At 58.1% G+C, this 14,301-nt stretch carries 18 protein-coding genes; 9 read left to right on the top strand and 9 right to left on the bottom strand.

The features are described 5' to 3' along the window. Positions 1-29 precede the first annotated feature (29 nt). Positions 30-755: an SAF domain-containing protein gene (locus HMPREF1267_RS04420; RefSeq protein ID WP_023028538.1), complete on the top strand. Its 726-nt coding sequence runs from the start codon at positions 30-32 to the stop codon at positions 753-755. Positions 756-788: 33 nt separating this feature from the next. Here HMPREF1267_RS04420 and HMPREF1267_RS04415 read toward each other — a convergent pair whose 3' ends face one another. Beyond that, entirely contained in the window at positions 789-2,120 is a 1,332-nt protein-coding gene (locus HMPREF1267_RS04415) for a lyase family protein (RefSeq protein WP_023028537.1), read from the bottom strand. A 48-nt stretch (positions 2,121-2,168) separates the two neighbouring features. Further along, positions 2,169-3,536: a C4-dicarboxylate transporter DcuC gene (gene dcuC, locus HMPREF1267_RS04410; protein ID WP_023028536.1), complete on the bottom strand. Its 1,368-nt coding sequence runs from the start codon at positions 3,534-3,536 to the stop codon at positions 2,169-2,171. Positions 3,537-3,779: 243 nt separating this feature from the next. Between dcuC and mscL the strand changes: the two genes are divergently transcribed. Further along, entirely contained in the window at positions 3,780-4,277 is a 498-nt protein-coding gene (gene mscL, locus HMPREF1267_RS04405; protein WP_023028535.1) for a large-conductance mechanosensitive channel protein MscL, read from the top strand. A gap of 108 nt (positions 4,278-4,385) precedes the next feature. Here the strand turns inward: mscL and HMPREF1267_RS04400 are convergent, their stop codons facing one another. From HMPREF1267_RS04400 to HMPREF1267_RS04390, 3 genes are all read right to left on the bottom strand, one after another. Next, positions 4,386-4,619, bottom strand: a complete 234-nt coding sequence (locus tag HMPREF1267_RS04400; RefSeq protein WP_023028534.1) for a hypothetical protein — start codon at positions 4,617-4,619, stop codon at positions 4,386-4,388. Between the two features lie 28 nt (positions 4,620-4,647). Continuing rightward, positions 4,648-5,256 carry a molybdenum cofactor biosynthesis protein B gene (locus tag HMPREF1267_RS04395; RefSeq protein ID WP_005279920.1) on the bottom strand — a complete coding sequence of 203 codons (609 nt, stop codon included), beginning with the start codon at positions 5,254-5,256 and terminating at the stop codon, positions 4,648-4,650. Positions 5,257-5,317: 61 nt separating this feature from the next. Next, positions 5,318-6,820 (bottom strand): S1C family serine protease, encoded by a 1,503-nt coding sequence (locus HMPREF1267_RS04390; protein WP_023028533.1) that lies wholly within the window; start codon positions 6,818-6,820, stop codon positions 5,318-5,320. A gap of 319 nt (positions 6,821-7,139) precedes the next feature. On the opposite strand from HMPREF1267_RS04390, the gene HMPREF1267_RS04385 reads away from it, so the two are divergent. After that, positions 7,140-8,513 (top strand): MFS transporter, encoded by a 1,374-nt coding sequence (locus HMPREF1267_RS04385; RefSeq protein WP_023028532.1) that lies wholly within the window; start codon positions 7,140-7,142, stop codon positions 8,511-8,513. Between the two features lie 176 nt (positions 8,514-8,689). Here the strand turns inward: HMPREF1267_RS04385 and rpmF are convergent, their stop codons facing one another. Continuing rightward, on the bottom strand, positions 8,690-8,863 hold the full coding sequence (rpmF, locus tag HMPREF1267_RS04380; protein ID WP_005279913.1) for a 50S ribosomal protein L32: 174 nt from the start codon (positions 8,861-8,863) through the stop codon (positions 8,690-8,692). A 15-nt stretch (positions 8,864-8,878) separates the two neighbouring features. Continuing rightward, on the bottom strand, positions 8,879-9,148 hold the full coding sequence (locus HMPREF1267_RS04375) for a type B 50S ribosomal protein L31 (protein ID WP_005279912.1): 270 nt from the start codon (positions 9,146-9,148) through the stop codon (positions 8,879-8,881). 513 nt (positions 9,149-9,661) lie between these two features. Here HMPREF1267_RS04375 and rpmB point away from each other — a divergent pair. The 6 genes from rpmB (at position 9,662) to HMPREF1267_RS04345 (ending at position 12,590) form a co-directional block, all read left to right on the top strand. Further along, the gene (gene rpmB / locus HMPREF1267_RS04370; protein WP_005279911.1) at positions 9,662-9,898 is read left to right on the top strand and encodes a 50S ribosomal protein L28; all 237 of its coding nucleotides are present in this window, start codon (positions 9,662-9,664) and stop codon (positions 9,896-9,898) included. Between the two features lie 2 nt (positions 9,899-9,900). Beyond that, a complete protein-coding gene (gene rpmG, locus HMPREF1267_RS04365) occupies positions 9,901-10,065 on the top strand; it encodes a 50S ribosomal protein L33 (protein ID WP_005279910.1) in 165 nt (54 codons plus the stop codon). A gap of 3 nt (positions 10,066-10,068) precedes the next feature. Continuing rightward, positions 10,069-10,374, top strand: coding sequence for a 30S ribosomal protein S14 (gene rpsN, locus HMPREF1267_RS04360; protein WP_005279906.1), 306 nt, complete (start codon positions 10,069-10,071; stop codon positions 10,372-10,374). A gap of 15 nt (positions 10,375-10,389) precedes the next feature. Beyond that, on the top strand, positions 10,390-10,644 hold the full coding sequence (rpsR, locus tag HMPREF1267_RS04355) for a 30S ribosomal protein S18 (RefSeq protein ID WP_005279904.1): 255 nt from the start codon (positions 10,390-10,392) through the stop codon (positions 10,642-10,644). A gap of 331 nt (positions 10,645-10,975) precedes the next feature. After that, on the top strand, positions 10,976-11,758 hold the full coding sequence (locus HMPREF1267_RS04350; protein WP_023028531.1) for a putative nucleotidyltransferase substrate binding domain-containing protein: 783 nt from the start codon (positions 10,976-10,978) through the stop codon (positions 11,756-11,758). Positions 11,759-11,870: 112 nt separating this feature from the next. After that, positions 11,871-12,590, top strand: coding sequence for a TetR/AcrR family transcriptional regulator (locus HMPREF1267_RS04345; RefSeq protein ID WP_023028530.1), 720 nt, complete (start codon positions 11,871-11,873; stop codon positions 12,588-12,590). A gap of 84 nt (positions 12,591-12,674) precedes the next feature. Here HMPREF1267_RS04345 and HMPREF1267_RS04340 read toward each other — a convergent pair whose 3' ends face one another. After that, a complete protein-coding gene (locus HMPREF1267_RS04340) occupies positions 12,675-13,286 on the bottom strand; it encodes a hypothetical protein (RefSeq protein WP_023028529.1) in 612 nt (203 codons plus the stop codon). 32 nt (positions 13,287-13,318) lie between these two features. Further along, positions 13,319-14,299, bottom strand: a complete 981-nt coding sequence (locus HMPREF1267_RS04335) for a hypothetical protein (RefSeq protein ID WP_023028528.1) — start codon at positions 14,297-14,299, stop codon at positions 13,319-13,321. Positions 14,300-14,301: the final 2 nt, after the last annotated feature.

The following is a 14,301-nucleotide window of genomic DNA, read 5'->3' as shown; positions in this document are numbered from 1 at the left end:
GCGCAGGCAGTAGCGCAGTCTAATTGTGCATGGCTCATTCCCCGTCCCCGCGAATCTCACAGTTCTTCCGCACCCTGCGCACCCCTGGCCACCGCCGCGGCGTGCTCGTGCGCCGCGCGATCGCGCTAGCCCTGCTCATCGCTGCGTTGGTCTCCGCGATTTCCAGGGCGAAGGAACTGCCGCAGGTGCTGGTCTTTAGCCACGATCTGCCCGCCGGTGCGGAGCTTTCCGCCTCCGATGTCTCCCTCGAGCGCCTGCCTTCTTCTTCCATTCCTAGCAGCGCGCTTGCCGATGCCCCCTCCGATCTCGCCGGCCGCATCATCACCGCCGCTGCGGGCAAGGGCGAGGTTGTCACCAGCCAGCGGCTCCTGGGCCAAGAGTTGGTCTCTAGCCTCGTCGCGAACTCGGGATCTGCCGATTCTAAGGGAGGCGGCTCCGGCCGCATGATCCCGGTCAAACTTGCCGATCCTGACATCATTCCCCACCTGCACCACGGCGATACCGTCGATATCGTCACGGCCAGCGATGCCACCGATTCAGAGCCCGCGACCGCCCGCGTCATCGCTTCCGGCACCCGAGTGGTCTCCACCACCACCGCGGAGGGCGAAGTTTCTTCTGCCACCGTCTTGCTCGCGCTGCCTAATGAGCACGCTAACGACGTCGCCGCCGCCTCATTAAACCAACCGCTGACCGTGGTCATCGTGGGCGATCGCGCCCAGCCTCAAACGCCTGTTGACGCCGATTCTGCTTCCTAAGGACCGTGAGAACCTTATGTGTACTGGCGGTGTTTATTCCTGCGCCGATTCCGCGATTCGAACGGCATGGCCGATGTAATTGGCCGGATTTGTCAAGGCATCAAAGTCCAGCTTTTCCGAAACACCCGCAAGCTTAGGGTGAGCCGCACAAAACTCTGCCAAGCAGGTGCCGTTCTCTCTATTTTCTCGGGCGAAGTCCTGAAGAGCGTCGTGTGCGGCACTATGACCAATATGCGGAGCTAGCTCCATCATGATCCCTTCAGTCATCAGTGAAACACCTGCGCTTTTTACACTGGCTTCTAATGCTTTTGCATCAAAACGCAAACGCGGAAAAAGCTGGCCCAACTTTTCCAGCGCTCCATCGACTGCGACGAAGATTTGTGGAATCAGGTTGCGATGGACCTCGGATAGGCGATGATCGCGTTCAAAGGTAGCCGGAGCTTGTGTCAGCATGTTCGCCGCCATGCCGCTAGCCATGCTGGCTCCCACGGAAATTTTCATTGTGGCAAAGGGATTAAGTTTTTGCGGCATGGTGGACGAACCGGAAGTATGTGCATCCATATCCTCGCGAGCCTCGACCAGATCGGATTGCTGCATAGCAAAGAGATCTTCTGCAATCTTGGCCAGACTTTGCCCCAAGGTAGCCACTGTCGTCGCAAGCTCTGTCATGGTATCCGAGCTCGCATGCCATGAAATCGGCTGATAGAACAGTTCCAGTTCTTTGGCAAGGCGCTGGCTTAGCTCGGGGCCCTGTTCTCCAAAAGACGCCAGCGTACCTACAGCACCAGTAAATTGAATCTGTTCCGTGCGCTCACGCATCGCTTCCAAGCGTTCCCTGCTCCGGCGCAGTTCTGCATTCCACCGAGAAAAACGCGTACCCAAGGTCGTCGGCAATGCATACTGCCCATTGGTGCGCGCGACCATTAGCGTCCGGGCATGCTCGTGAGCAAGTTTTGCGGTAGCTGCAATAACGGCGTTCAAGCGTTCCAGCATTAGGTCAGTCGCTGCCTTGATCTGCAGGGCCCGCGCGGTATCCAAAATATCTTGAGTCGTCGCCCCGAAATGGACCCAACCGCGCTGGTCTTCCGGAATCGCCTCCCGCAACGCATCGAGAACAGCAACCGAAGGATTGCCAACCCCGCCGCTTTGGGCTTTTTCTATCAGCGCATTACTGGCGACTGCATTTTCTGAGATTGCCTCGGCAGCTTCCTGCGGGATGATTCCCATGTGTCCCTGCGTCCGCGCCATTGCCGCTTCAACAGCGAAAATCTTCCGTATAAGTTGCGCTTCTTCCCAGTGGGCTTCCATGTCCGCTGTGGCATAGCCTTTCTTCTGAAAAGACGAGTTCAGTGCGCCGATTCCCATGATAAATTCCTTACTTTTACAGATGTAGGTTGTGGCCCCAGAACTTGCTTAGAGCAAGACCAGGCTGGATACGATCATCACGACAAAGCCAACTCCCATTGGAAGCAGCGTGCGGCGAATAAGCTCGGTGGTAGAAATCCCTACGCCACCGGCAACGGAAATGATTACCCCGGAGACCGGGGACACCGCGCGGAATAGGCCGCTGGCAAACTCCATTGGGGTAATAACTGCTGCTGCCGAAGCGCCGAGTCCGCGGCTGACGTCAGGCACCAGGCTGGCAAAGGAAGAGAATGCGCCGACACCGGAACCGGTCAGGAACGTCACCAAACCCACAATCAAGGTGAATAGGAGGGTGATGACGATTGCGCCTGCACCGAGTTGCTGTCCTCCATCGATCAGCATGGAAATGGCGCCTGTGGCCGTTAAACCGGTGGCAAAGATTTGTGCCGCGATAATCAATGCGACGATGCCACCGAACATCTTTCCCATGCCCGTAAAAAAGGATGTAGCTTGTTCGGTCGCGGTGGAAAAAGAACGGTGGCGAATGATTTCGCACAGCAAGGCTATGAGCCACACTATTACGAATGCTCCAACCGTGGTTAGCTCGATGCTGTCATTCACCAAGGGGCTAAAGATCACCAACAAGATAATGGGCAGTGCGAGAAATACCCCGTACCACTTCGGGCCAGCCTCGCCAGAACCATCGCCCAAGGTGTCGGTTTCTTTGTAGTCTTCCAAATCCCGCTTGTCGTAGTGCTGCTGCACGAAGTAGTGAGTTATAGCAATCGCAATGGCAGTGGGAATGGCCACGATCAGCTGATATTGGACGAAGTAGACGACAGGGGATAGATCAATGGTCCGCGCCGCCAGCACCGAGGTTCCCGAAGCTGGCCCCATAGGCAATGCCGAGGCGGATACGATGACCGCGCCTGCCGCCGCGGGGCTGACTCCTACCGCTTTTAATACCGGAAGCAAAAGCACCAGAAGCAAGATAGCGAGCCCAGCAGCGCTGGGGATAAACATGAAAAGCACCACGCCAAGGAAATACGTAAGAATGAGCGTGATGTAGGGGTGCTTGAATTTTGAGATTGGGGCGGCAAGCACCTCGACCAGTGCCTGCGAGGCGCCGATCTTATTCATATATGCCGAAAAGCCGCCGGCGGCCATGATGATGAGGCCGACGCCTGTTAATTGGCTACCAGCAACTTGTTCGAATATTCCGATGATGTCCAACCACCGGGAGCCGGTGGAGTCTTCCTCATCTAACACTCCGTAGCCTGCTTTGGCCGCGGTTGAAACTGCAATGAGAATAAACCCGGCGAGCAATAAAATGATGACAGGCTTATGACCTTTAACGAGGAAGTAGCCTGCCCCAATTGTGACTGCCAAGGCAAATAAAGCGAGTGCGATATTCATGCTGGGTTCCCTTCTGCCCACGCATTAGAATACTGTTATTTTTACAAACAATATTTTTTATATTCCACTTTCACACTAACACTAAATACCTATACCGCAACCGATGTCCATTAGTTATCCAGGTAACATTGTCTCCTGTTTTAATCCCTCAGGTTGTGATGACTTTTAGCTTGAACTAAACTCCCAGCGTGCTCATGGATCGCACCCACCCTTACCTATCCCCAGAAAGGTCCGTTTTCTCCCATGCTCAAGGGCTTTAAAGACTTCATTATGCGCGGCAACGTCGTCGAACTTGCCACCGCAGTCATCATCGGTTCCGCATTCACGGCCATCGTCACTTCCGTGACGGATTCCATCATTCAGCCGATCATTAACTCCTTCGGCTCCGCAGAGGTCGACGGTTTAGGCTTCCAAATCACCGATAATAAGTCCACCCTCGTAGACTTTGGCGCCGTCATTACCGCCGCGATTAACTTCCTGATCATCGCCGCAGTGGTCTACTTCCTCATCGTGATGCCGCTCAACAAGCTCACTGAAGCATCCAAGCGCCGCCAGGGCGTGGACCCAGAGGCCCCGGCACCGACCTCGGAAGAACTCTTGGCAGAAATCCGCGATCTCTTGCAGGCTCAGAACGCGGACGCTGTCACCGCCGCAGATAAGGCACTTGGGGATGCCACTGCAACAGATGCGAGCGAAAACTCCACCGCGTCTGAGGGCAAGCACAGCCGCCACGACGACTAGTTCTTACTAAGCGCAGTTAAGCCCGTGTCCACCTTCGCAATGAGGGAGGACACGGGCTTTTGTTAAGACTGCTTCAGAATTTCCGGGCTCGGGACAAGGATGTGCGGGCTACCCGCCGTGGTGCGGCGGCTGATTCTCCCGGTAAAATTCTTCGCCGCGCTCGGCGGTTTGGGCGCCGTCGCCTTCCACTGCAGCATCATCGAGGGTAACGATGCGCTGGGCATCGGTGCCTTCTCCGCTTGCTAAGTCCTGCCCTACTGGGCGATCCGCGCTGCGGTCATATTCCGGCGCATCTGATTGCCGGAATACGCGCCTGCGCTGGCGACGTGATTGAGAGGTCATGGCAGTATCTCCACCCCTTTCCTTCGCGTTATTGCACGCTGGATTCTTGCAATTGATCCACAAGGTGGTGGACCAGCGGGGTCAACGTGGCCATGCCGTCACGCACGGCAGCGCGCGACGGCGCAAGGTTGACCACGACGGTGGAACCAGAAACGCCCGAAATGCCGCGGGATGCGCACGCATCGACCGCGCCGCATGCCTGACCCGAAGAGCGCAAGGCTTGGGCCACGCCTGGCACCATCTTGTCGATGACCCCAGTGGTAGCCTCTGGGGTCTTATCGCGCGGGCTCACTCCGGTGCCGCCGACGGTAAGCACGAGATCTACACCGCCGACGACGCCAGTCTCAATGGCCTGCCGGATCTTGGATTTCTTCGAGCGCACAACCACCGAACCATCGATGCGGAAATTCGCCTCTGCCAAAAGTTCAGTAACCAATTTGGAGGTGCTATCTGAATTTTCGCCGGGATGATCCGTGACTATCACGACGAGCGCGCGGCGCGGCGCCGCCACCCGGTCCTCTTTCTCGCTGGCCAAAAGGTAGGCATCATCCGGCTCCGCCACATCCCGCAAAGCGTCTGTGGAAGCCGAATCCTCCAACCTGGTGGAGTCGGTCAAGTCTTGCTGGGAGTCTGCCATTTTTCTCCTTCAAAGAAACGTCGGGGGCGCAATGCGGACACGGCGCGGGCTGCGTTTTAATCTACTCGCCTGTCAGGGTTACCTCTACCTGACGAGTGTCATCCGAATGTCCATCGGATACTTCCAAGGTGACGGTCGCACCGAAGTCCTGGGAACGCGCGGCAGCGATAAGCGCATCGGCGTTTTCAATCAGCCGGTCATTGACGCGGGTGACGATATCGCCCTGCTTCAAACCTGCTTGATCCGCTGGTCCCCCTGGCTCGACCTCTGCAATGCGCGCGCCATTTCCGTCATCGCGCGCCAGGACCTTAACCCCCAAGGTGGGGTGGGTTACGTGGCCTTTATTGATGAGCTCATCAGCCATGCGCTTGGCAAAGTTGGAAGGAATGGCAAACCCGAGGCCGATAGATCCGCCCTCACCCGAGGTCTTATCGGACAACGATGCAATCATCGAGTTCATACCAACGATATTGCCCTCCATATCCACCAAGGGACCACCGGAGTTGCCGGGGTTGACGGCGGCGTCGGTCTGGATGGCATCGATAAGCGAGGACTCGCCACCCTGCTGAGATGCGCGCACCGGGCGGTTCTTCGCGGATACGATGCCGGAGGTCACCGTGGCATTGAGGCCGAGCGGCGAGCCGACGGCGACTACCTCTTGGCCAACCGCAACCGCATCCGAGTCGCCGAATTGCAGGTGCGGCAAGTCGTGCACGTCCTTGATCTTGATGATGGCAACATCCGTATTGGCATCGGAAGCCACGAGATCGGCTTCGTGCTTGCTGCCATCGTTCAAGGTGACCTGCATGATGCCGCCTTGCTCTGCACCGGCGATGACGTGGTGGTTGGTCAAGACGTAACCATCAGGAGAAATGATGGAACCGGAACCTTCCGCAGCCGAGGTCCGAGTCGCAGTCTGAATGGATACCACGGCCGGCAAAACCTTAGCCGAAACCGCTTCCACCGAGCCCTCCTCCGGTTCCTTACCCATACTATTGGCGGCCGGTTTACTATTGAGCGCCTCATTGACCACGGACGTACCGCTACTGGACTGGTTCTTGCCCACGACCACACCGGTAATGGAACCTGCAGCGATTGCCGCTACCGCAGCAATTGCCGTCGCGGCACCCAGCCCGATCTTCCTTTTCTCCTTTGACTGCGGCGGCAAAGGCGTTACCCCAGGCACGGGCGGCTGGCCAGGCTGGTTATTCGCAGGCCCCTGCTGGGAGTAATCGCCCTGCTGGGTAGCGAAGCTAGATGTTTCCTCCTGCCCGCGGGTAGCACCCGGCTGAGTGCCACCAAAAAGGCGATTGCTGGGCGGGGTGTGCTGCGCGTGCCACGGTGCCTCGCTCCCGTGCTCGGAGGCTTGTACCTCCTGCTCGTTGATGCGCGGCTGGTTCCAGCCTTGGGAATAGGTTCCGTTGGAATACGCGGATCCAGAATCCTGTTGGCCGCCGCGCGGCTGGTTATATGGCGTCTGCCCGTTACTCGTGCCGTAGGGATCCTGCGGGACACCGTGCGACCCACCATTATTGCCGCGGTTGTCATCATTCCTCATGTTCATAGGAACACTATGCCTCGCTTCGCTTAGTCACAACTTAAACTATTCTGCCAACCTACTAGAAGTTCCTGTGAAGTTACTGTAGGCGATAAGCTGGTCAAACTCACCACATTTGACGCCCTCTTGGCACTCGCACGCGACTGCACCATCACCCCTATTAAGCATTCTTCCATCCTTCAGCGCGCACTGCTGTAAACAGAATCACCGGGGCATAAAATCGATCCACCATCAGGTTAGTGTACCTTTATATTTAACTTAGGGTTAGCTTAGTTTTAACTTTAAGTTAATTTCGTTGAACCTTTTACGACCCAAGGAGTAGGCAGTGTTGACATGGCTCAAATCTCCCCGCCCACGCCCCCAATTACCTAAAGAGGACGTTGACAAGAAATTCCCCCGGCTTCGTTTCCAGGTCTTTATGGGAATCTTCCTGGGTTACGCAGGCTTTTACCTCATCCGCAATAACATCTCCACCATCGCGCCGCTGCTGCTGGAAGATAACGGGACCATCGACAAGCCTGCAATCGGCATCATTAGTAATGCCGTGCTGATTTCTTATGGCTTATCCAAGTTCTTTTCCGCCATGCTCGCGGACCAATCCAATGCGCGCTATTTCCTCCCCATCGGGCTGAGTCTGTCCGCGCTGATGAACCTGATAGTCGGATTCGTCCCGTGGGTCTCCGCATCCGTAGGCGTCTTTGCCACCGTCATGTTCCTCAATGGCTGGTTCCAAGGCATGGGGCACCCGCCATGCGGCCGCGTCATCGTGCAATGGTTCTCCACATCCGAGCGCGGTTGGAAGGGCTCGCTGTGGAATACCTCGCACAATGTGGGCGCAGGCGTATTACCGCTGCTGGTAGGCGTCGGCTTGGCGATGACCGGCAATCAATGGCAGGTAGCCTTTTGGCTCCCCGCCGTCGCGGCGCTGATCATCGCGGCCTTAGCTTTCTTGCTCATCCGCGATAACCCGCCTTCAGAAGGACTGCCGACGGTCGATGAATGGCGCAATGATCCCGCCAAAGTTGCAGATATCCAGCGGCAAGAAGGTGATGGAATCTCCACCAAGGATCTCATTTTCAAATACGTCCTGCGCAACCGCATCATTGTCCTCTTGGCGGTCGCCAACGTATTTGTCTATGCACTGCGCTACGGCGTGCTCAACTGGATTACGACGTACCTCGCCGAAGTCCACCACATGAACATCAACTCCGGCTTGGTCGCCTTCGGCGCCTTCGAGCTCGCAGGCCTCCTGGGCACCATTCTCTGCGGCTGGATGTCCGATAAGCTCTTCCACGGCAACCGCTCTAAGGTCATCTTGATCTTTATCTTGGCTACGGGCCTGTCCATCGCCGGCTACTGGCTGGCCCCCGTAGGAACCCCGTTCGCGATCATGGTTATCTTCATCGCGCTCATCGGTGCCTTCATCTACGGTCCGGTTGGCCTCATTGGCTTACAGGCCCTCGACCTCTCCCCGCGCAATGTGGCAAGCACCGCCTCCGGCTTTACGGGCCTTTTCGGTTACCTGCTTGGTGCGACGCTCGCCTCCACCGGTGTGGGCTACCTGGTCAAGTACGCCGGCTGGAATGTCACCTTCATGGTCTTCCTGCTCTTTACCGTCCTCGTTTTGGCTATCTTCCTCTTTATTAATAAGGAAGAAGTCCGCCTCACTGAGGAACGCAAGGCCGCGCTTGAGGCATAAGCCTTCGACTTAGGAGCACGCGCTATTACTGCGCACTCTCCTTACACCGCCTGCCACCCACCCGGGATGGCAGGCGCTCTTTATTGCCCATCACCGATGCCTAAAAAGGGCCTAAAACATCACAACCCCTCGCAGTTGCCAATAAGCAACTGGGAGGGGTGAGACTGAAAGCAGGCTTAGAACTGCTCTACGTCAACCAGGCCGAGCTTAGCGGCCTTGACCAGGCGGCGCGGGATGCGCACGGTCTGACCATCGATGGTGACTTCCTGGAGAGCGACGTTGTCAGCCTTCCACTGGGAACGACGTGCGTGGGTGTTCGCACGGGACTTCTTAAACTTAGGAGTTGCCATTTTCTCTTCTTCTCCTTACGCGTTCTTCTTCTTGCGGCGAGCCATGGCACCGAAGCGCTGGTTGAAGCGCTCGACACGGCCAGCGGTATCCATAACGCGCTGTGCACCAGTCCAGAACGGGTGGGACTCAGCAGTAACGTCAACGACGATGAGCGGGTACTCGTTGCCGTCTTCCCACTCAACGGTGCGAGAAGAGGTAGCGGTGGACTTGGTCAAAAAGGAGTGACCGGTACCAGCATCACGGAAGACCACTGGGTGGTAATCCGGGTGGATGTCTTTCTTCATAGATATTCCCTCAGGGTTGGACTACGGGTCGGTTCCGCACACTGAATAATGACGGTACGGATCGTGCCCGAGTTGGGATGTACAGTTACAGCTCGCCCGGCGCCACAAAGCGCGCCGACCGATAACCTGAATTATCCTACATTCCACCGCCATATATACGAAATTGCTCACCTGCAACAACCACAGTCGCCACAGGCGCACATCTACGCCCCATTCGTTATAGTAAGCTTTCGAACCTCCCCAATGCGTTAGGCAGTGCTGCTTGATCATCGACGCAAAGCCGACGGCTTAATGTGCGAGGCTATCGCGGCAGCGATTAGGTATATCGCGAGTAAGGCTGTAAGATTTGCTCTTGCTGTTGTCAAAATATACGTATTACGCCCCGTCTACTGGTTTTTGACGACGATGCCGCACCTGCTCACACCTCACTTTTTGAGCACTGCCACCCTCACACGGCAGTCGGCACGTAGTCGTTTATAGCCACGATGTGGGCGGCTAGGAGAAAGAAGACCCATGTCGGCTATTTGCCAGGTAACGGGCCGCAAGCCGGAATTCGGCAAGCAGGTCTCGCACTCGCACCGCCGCACTTCGCGCCGTTGGAACCCCAACGTGCAGCGTCGTCGCTACTACCTGCCCTCTGAGGGCCGTACCATTACTCTGAATGTTTCCACCAAGGGTATGAAGATCATTGACCGCGACGGCATCGAGTCCGTTGTTGCCAAGATCCGCGCACGTGGGGAGAAGATTTAAGTATGGCACGTAACGATATTCGCCCAATCATCAAGCTGAAGTCCACTGCGGGCACCGGTTACACCTACGTGACCCGTAAGAACAAGCGCAATAACCCGGATCGCATCACCCTGAAGAAGTTCGATCCGATCGCCCGCAAGCACGTCGAATTCCGTGAGGAGCGATAATTCATGGCTAAGAAGTCCAAGATCGCTAAGAACGAGCAGCGCAAGGAAATCGTCGCCCGCTACGCGGAGCGTCGCGCTGAGCTCAAGAAGATCATCAAGAACCCGAACACCCCGGATGAGGAGCGTTTGGAGGCTCAGTTCGAGCTGAACCGCCAGCCTCGTGACGCTTCCCCAGCCCGCGTTCGTAACCGCGACGCAGCCGATGGCCGCCCGCGCGGTTACCTCCGCAAGTTCGGCCTGTCCCGTGTCCGTATGCGCGGCATGGCTCACCGTGGTGAGCTGCCGGGCGTTCGCAAGTCCAGCTGGTAAAGGGGTAATTGCACAATGGCTAATAAGCGCAATAACCAAAAGAAGTTCCGTATGGAGCAGAGCCGTCGCCCGAAGAAGAACCCTTTGAAGGCTGAGGGCATTGAGAAGGTGGATTACAAGGACACCAAGACTCTGCGTCTATTCATCTCGGATCGCCACAAGATCCGTTCCCGTCGCGTCACCGGCTTGACCCCGCAGCAGCAGCGTCAGGTTGCTACCGCAGTCAAGAACGCACGCGAAATGGCTCTCCTGCCGTTCACCACCCGCTAAACAGTAGCTGGGTATCAACAGCGCACTTTTGCCGCTGGCAAGTGTGACACGGTAAAAGAACCATAAGCTTTCGCCGCCCCGCCTTTCGAGGTCAGGCGGCGAAAGTCGTTTTCGGGGTATTCTTTGGCGCTACGCCGCAAACGCCAGTTCCCACGCCAACACCAGCCGCAACGCTCCTCCGCGAACGCCCACAGGCACGGACGCGACGAACCCGCTGCACACTCCCCCAAGCGCTACTGCGATATCGCATAAGTGTTACATTTATAGCAATCCTGCGCCGCACAACTTTTAGATGCGCACCGCTTTGCAATGAGTGAAAGGCAGTGACTGTATGGCCCTGCATCAATCCCTTCTCGATCTTTCGGAGCTTGCTCCCCATTGCCAGTCTCGGGCAACCGCTCGCGGCTTATTGGCGGAAGCACAAGATGTCTTGCGCAATGCGGTAGCGCACCAGGACGATGAGATTGAATTAGCCAACTGGTTTTCGCGGCTGCTGACAGATATCGTGCGCGCACCAGGCGTGGATGCGGATATCCGTTTAACCGGTGCGGCGGCGCGTGGGGATCAGCTGCCCAGCATGCCCATTGAATGGATGGGAGAAGACGGTGATTTGGAGTCCGTTTTTCGCGATGTCGGGCTAGAGGTACATCAAGCGGCCGATTCCATGGCAGCGCGCGTCGATGCCGGCCTGCCTTTAGGCCGCGGCGGCGAGCAGGCTTTGCTGGAGGAGGCGTTGTCCCAGCGTCCGCCTCTGCTCCAGCGCGTTGGCGGTTTGCCCGATCGCAGTGCGGCCGTAGATATCAAGTCCATGCTGTTATCCCCCATCGCCGCCATTGCGCGCTGGGCGGCACCGGGCCCGCGTCCCACGGTCGATCGCCTCGCCATTGGCCAAGAGCGCGGGATGCTCACCGCGGAGGACGCAGAGACCCTCGACCTTGCGTGGCGCACTGGGTATTCGGTAGAAATGCGCCGCTGGTACGACAATGTGCACGGCCGTGAATCCGTCCTGCAAGACCTGCCACCACTGGAGCGCACGGCCTACGGCACGGCCTGCCGCATGGTGTCTGCGACCTTCGAGTCCATCTCCCAACGCACCGCGGATGGCGCGAATTAGAATCGCCACAAAGTTTTTGTGGCTACGCATGCGGTCCGCGCCGGCGGGCTGCAGGGCTGTAGAGTTGTTGAGTAAAAGCATTTTCTGCTGAGAGAAAGGAGGCGTCCGCCGCATGTCAGGAAACGTCGGTAGGCCGCGTAAACATAGCCCCCGCCGCAGAGGCAATAGCGCCCGGGAAGAGATTTTGGACGCCTCCTCAGAGTTATTTACCACCCAGGGCTTTGCCACAACGTCGACTCACCAAATTGCGGACGCGGTAGGCATCCGCCAGGCATCGCTGTACTACCACTTTCCTTCCAAGACGGAGATTTTCCTCGCGCTGCTTAATTCCACCATCGAGCCTTCGCTGGAGCTTGCCGATGAGCTGGTGGATTCCGATGCCGAGCCGGAGCAGCGCCTGTGGTCCCTAGTCGCCGCGGAATCGCGCCTTTTGCTCACCAGCGGTTGGAATGTCGGCCGGTTGTACCAGTTGCCGGTGGCCAATTCGCCGGAGTTTTCGGAGTACCACAGCTCCCGCGAGCGGCTGCAGAGCCACTTCCGCACCACCGCCGCCGCCATTGTGGGCGATGCGGATCCGCGCATCGAATTGCCCTTCCACATCGCGCTATCTGTCATCGAGATGCGCCCCAATAACGGCACGCCTCCTTATGCAGCGGCCCAGTCGGTTCCGGAGACCGCTGCCATGCTTGCCGATGCCGCCCTTGCCGTCCTCGGAGCCTCCGTCCCCGAGGACGCCGAAGCCATGACCCTTGAGCTGCTGAAGAACCGGAATGACTCGATCTCTGCGGCCGCGGCGGCCGCCGCAGACCGCAAGAAGAAAAAGTCTCGCTAACCTATTCCTTGTGGCATCGTTAACCGCTTCTTTGCGGTTAACGTTAACCACTTCCTTGTAGCGTCGCTAACCACTTACTAGTGGTTAGAGTTGCCAGGATTGAGTGAAGTCCGCGGTGGCAGCCAAGCCGCCGCCCTCGCGCACGCTAATGCCGCTGGGGGTTACGACGATGGTCGAGGGCGAGGCGTCCACGTAGTAGTTACCGCCGTCTTGGCCAATGATTGACCCAGTAAATTCGCCACCAAAGATGGTCGAGCGGTACGTCAGGACGTTTCCCTGGTTCTCACAGATAATGGCCCTGCCGTCAGGGCCTTTGCCGGCAAAGACGACGCGTTCATAACGGTGGCAATTGGCGTAGGTATTGGTATCGGTCCACCCGTATTCACCTAGGCCGTCGATGAGTTCATTTCCGCCGCCATTATTGTTCTTCGGTGGCTGCGCCTGTTCCTGTTCGGTTTCGGTCACCGTCACCACGGGTGGTTCTTTCTTTTGGGTTTCCGGGGATTTGGTCGTCGAAGTTGCCTCTGCGGCAGTATCCGTCGTACTTTCCACGGTGGTCATGCCGCCATCGCCGGAAAAGTCGGGTTGATCCCCATCCGAGCCAGTGCTGCAGGCGCTTAAAACGATGCCCGCGGTCGCTACCGCGCCGAGGTGCAATCCCCAACGCAAACGTGGAGTTAGATGAAAGTGCGGCATGATAAGTCCTTTCTCATAAGCCGGAAGTGGGGCTAACAAGCTGGGGTGGGCCAAGCTATTTCGGCCTTGGAGAGATCGAGCGCCATGCCCGAAAGTAATGGTTGGGCGGAGGCGTATTGACCATCGGGGGCCGAGGCGATGAGTGCTACCGCCACCTCGCGGCCGCCGATGGTGGCAAGACCCATCTGCCGCACATCATAGCCGCCGGCGATATCTGGGCCCCAGCCGCCTTTGAGGGCGGCACCCTCTAGGTTACGCAGGCCATAGCTTTGGGCGGGGTCGGGCGTAGACATCGCGGTGAGGATGGGTTCGGCACCGTTGACGCAGCGCAGCTTTGCCATGAACGCGGCCTGGTCGCCCACGCTCCACTGCGTTTGCCCGAAGGCGCTAAATTCCGGGCGGGTGACCTGGCTTTGTACCTGCGTGGTGGTATCGCCGGCCTCGGCAAGCACTTGTTGCGCGGCCTGGGCGGCTTGCGCTCCGCCGCCGAGCGCGTCCCAGGCGGATTGCGCCGCCGCATTATTGGAATAGGTAATCGCAGATGTCACCACGTCCGGACCGATGAGCCCTGCGCGATGGGCGGCGATGAGCACCGGCACCTTGGAGGTCGACCATGCGGTTTCGGGCGCGGTGCGCCCGGCGGCAATGGTGGTGGTGCCATCCGATACCGCGATGCCTACATTCCCGTAGTTAGCGGCGATGCGGTCGAGCTCGCGCTGCAGGTCACCAACCACAGCCGACCCGCCATCTTCGGCAGCTTTCGCGGCATCGGATTGGGCATCAGCCGGCGCAGCCTCATCCTGCGCTGCGGCATCGCGAGGGCTATCCTTCGTATCCGCCGCGCTCTCCGCGGGGCGCGACGTTTCCTGCTTGGCGATGCCCGGCTCTGATTCCGTCTCCTGCTCGCCCTGTCCGCACGCGCTAAGACACAGCGCCCCAGCCACAAGTAGGCCGCCGAGCGCCATGCGCTTCGGTGCAGTACGCCTCGGTGCGGTGCGGGTGGGTGCTAGCATGG

It is taken from the genome of Corynebacterium sp. KPL1824, from assembly GCF_000478095.1.
GTDB lineage: Bacteria > Actinomycetota > Actinomycetes > Mycobacteriales > Mycobacteriaceae > Corynebacterium > Corynebacterium accolens.
Note: the sequence above shows the minus strand (reverse complement) of the source record. Positions and strands in the feature narration are given on the sequence as shown.

Coding starts and splice junctions, on each gene's coding strand:
- HMPREF1267_RS04420 (WP_023028538.1), top strand. CDS start 30: ATGGCTCATTCCCCGTCCCCGCGAATCTCACAGTTCTTCCGCACCCTG.
- HMPREF1267_RS04415 (WP_023028537.1), bottom strand. CDS start 2,120: ATGGGAATCGGCGCACTGAACTCGTCTTTTCAGAAGAAAGGCTATGCC.
- dcuC (WP_023028536.1), bottom strand. CDS start 3,536: ATGAATATCGCACTCGCTTTATTTGCCTTGGCAGTCACAATTGGGGCA.
- mscL (WP_023028535.1), top strand. CDS start 3,780: ATGCTCAAGGGCTTTAAAGACTTCATTATGCGCGGCAACGTCGTCGAA.
- HMPREF1267_RS04400 (WP_023028534.1), bottom strand. CDS start 4,619: ATGACCTCTCAATCACGTCGCCAGCGCAGGCGCGTATTCCGGCAATCA.
- HMPREF1267_RS04395 (WP_005279920.1), bottom strand. CDS start 5,256: ATGGCAGACTCCCAGCAAGACTTGACCGACTCCACCAGGTTGGAGGAT.
- HMPREF1267_RS04390 (WP_023028533.1), bottom strand. CDS start 6,820: ATGAACATGAGGAATGATGACAACCGCGGCAATAATGGTGGGTCGCAC.
- rpmF (WP_005279913.1), bottom strand. CDS start 8,863: ATGGCAACTCCTAAGTTTAAGAAGTCCCGTGCGAACACCCACGCACGT.
- HMPREF1267_RS04375 (WP_005279912.1), bottom strand. CDS start 9,148: ATGAAGAAAGACATCCACCCGGATTACCACCCAGTGGTCTTCCGTGAT.
- rpmB (WP_005279911.1), top strand. CDS start 9,662: ATGTCGGCTATTTGCCAGGTAACGGGCCGCAAGCCGGAATTCGGCAAG.
- rpmG (WP_005279910.1), top strand. CDS start 9,901: ATGGCACGTAACGATATTCGCCCAATCATCAAGCTGAAGTCCACTGCG.
- rpsN (WP_005279906.1), top strand. CDS start 10,069: ATGGCTAAGAAGTCCAAGATCGCTAAGAACGAGCAGCGCAAGGAAATC.
- rpsR (WP_005279904.1), top strand. CDS start 10,390: ATGGCTAATAAGCGCAATAACCAAAAGAAGTTCCGTATGGAGCAGAGC.
- HMPREF1267_RS04350 (WP_023028531.1), top strand. CDS start 10,976: ATGGCCCTGCATCAATCCCTTCTCGATCTTTCGGAGCTTGCTCCCCAT.
- HMPREF1267_RS04345 (WP_023028530.1), top strand. CDS start 11,871: ATGTCAGGAAACGTCGGTAGGCCGCGTAAACATAGCCCCCGCCGCAGA.
- HMPREF1267_RS04340 (WP_023028529.1), bottom strand. CDS start 13,286: ATGCCGCACTTTCATCTAACTCCACGTTTGCGTTGGGGATTGCACCTC.
- HMPREF1267_RS04335 (WP_023028528.1), bottom strand. CDS start 14,299: ATGCTAGCACCCACCCGCACCGCACCGAGGCGTACTGCACCGAAGCGC.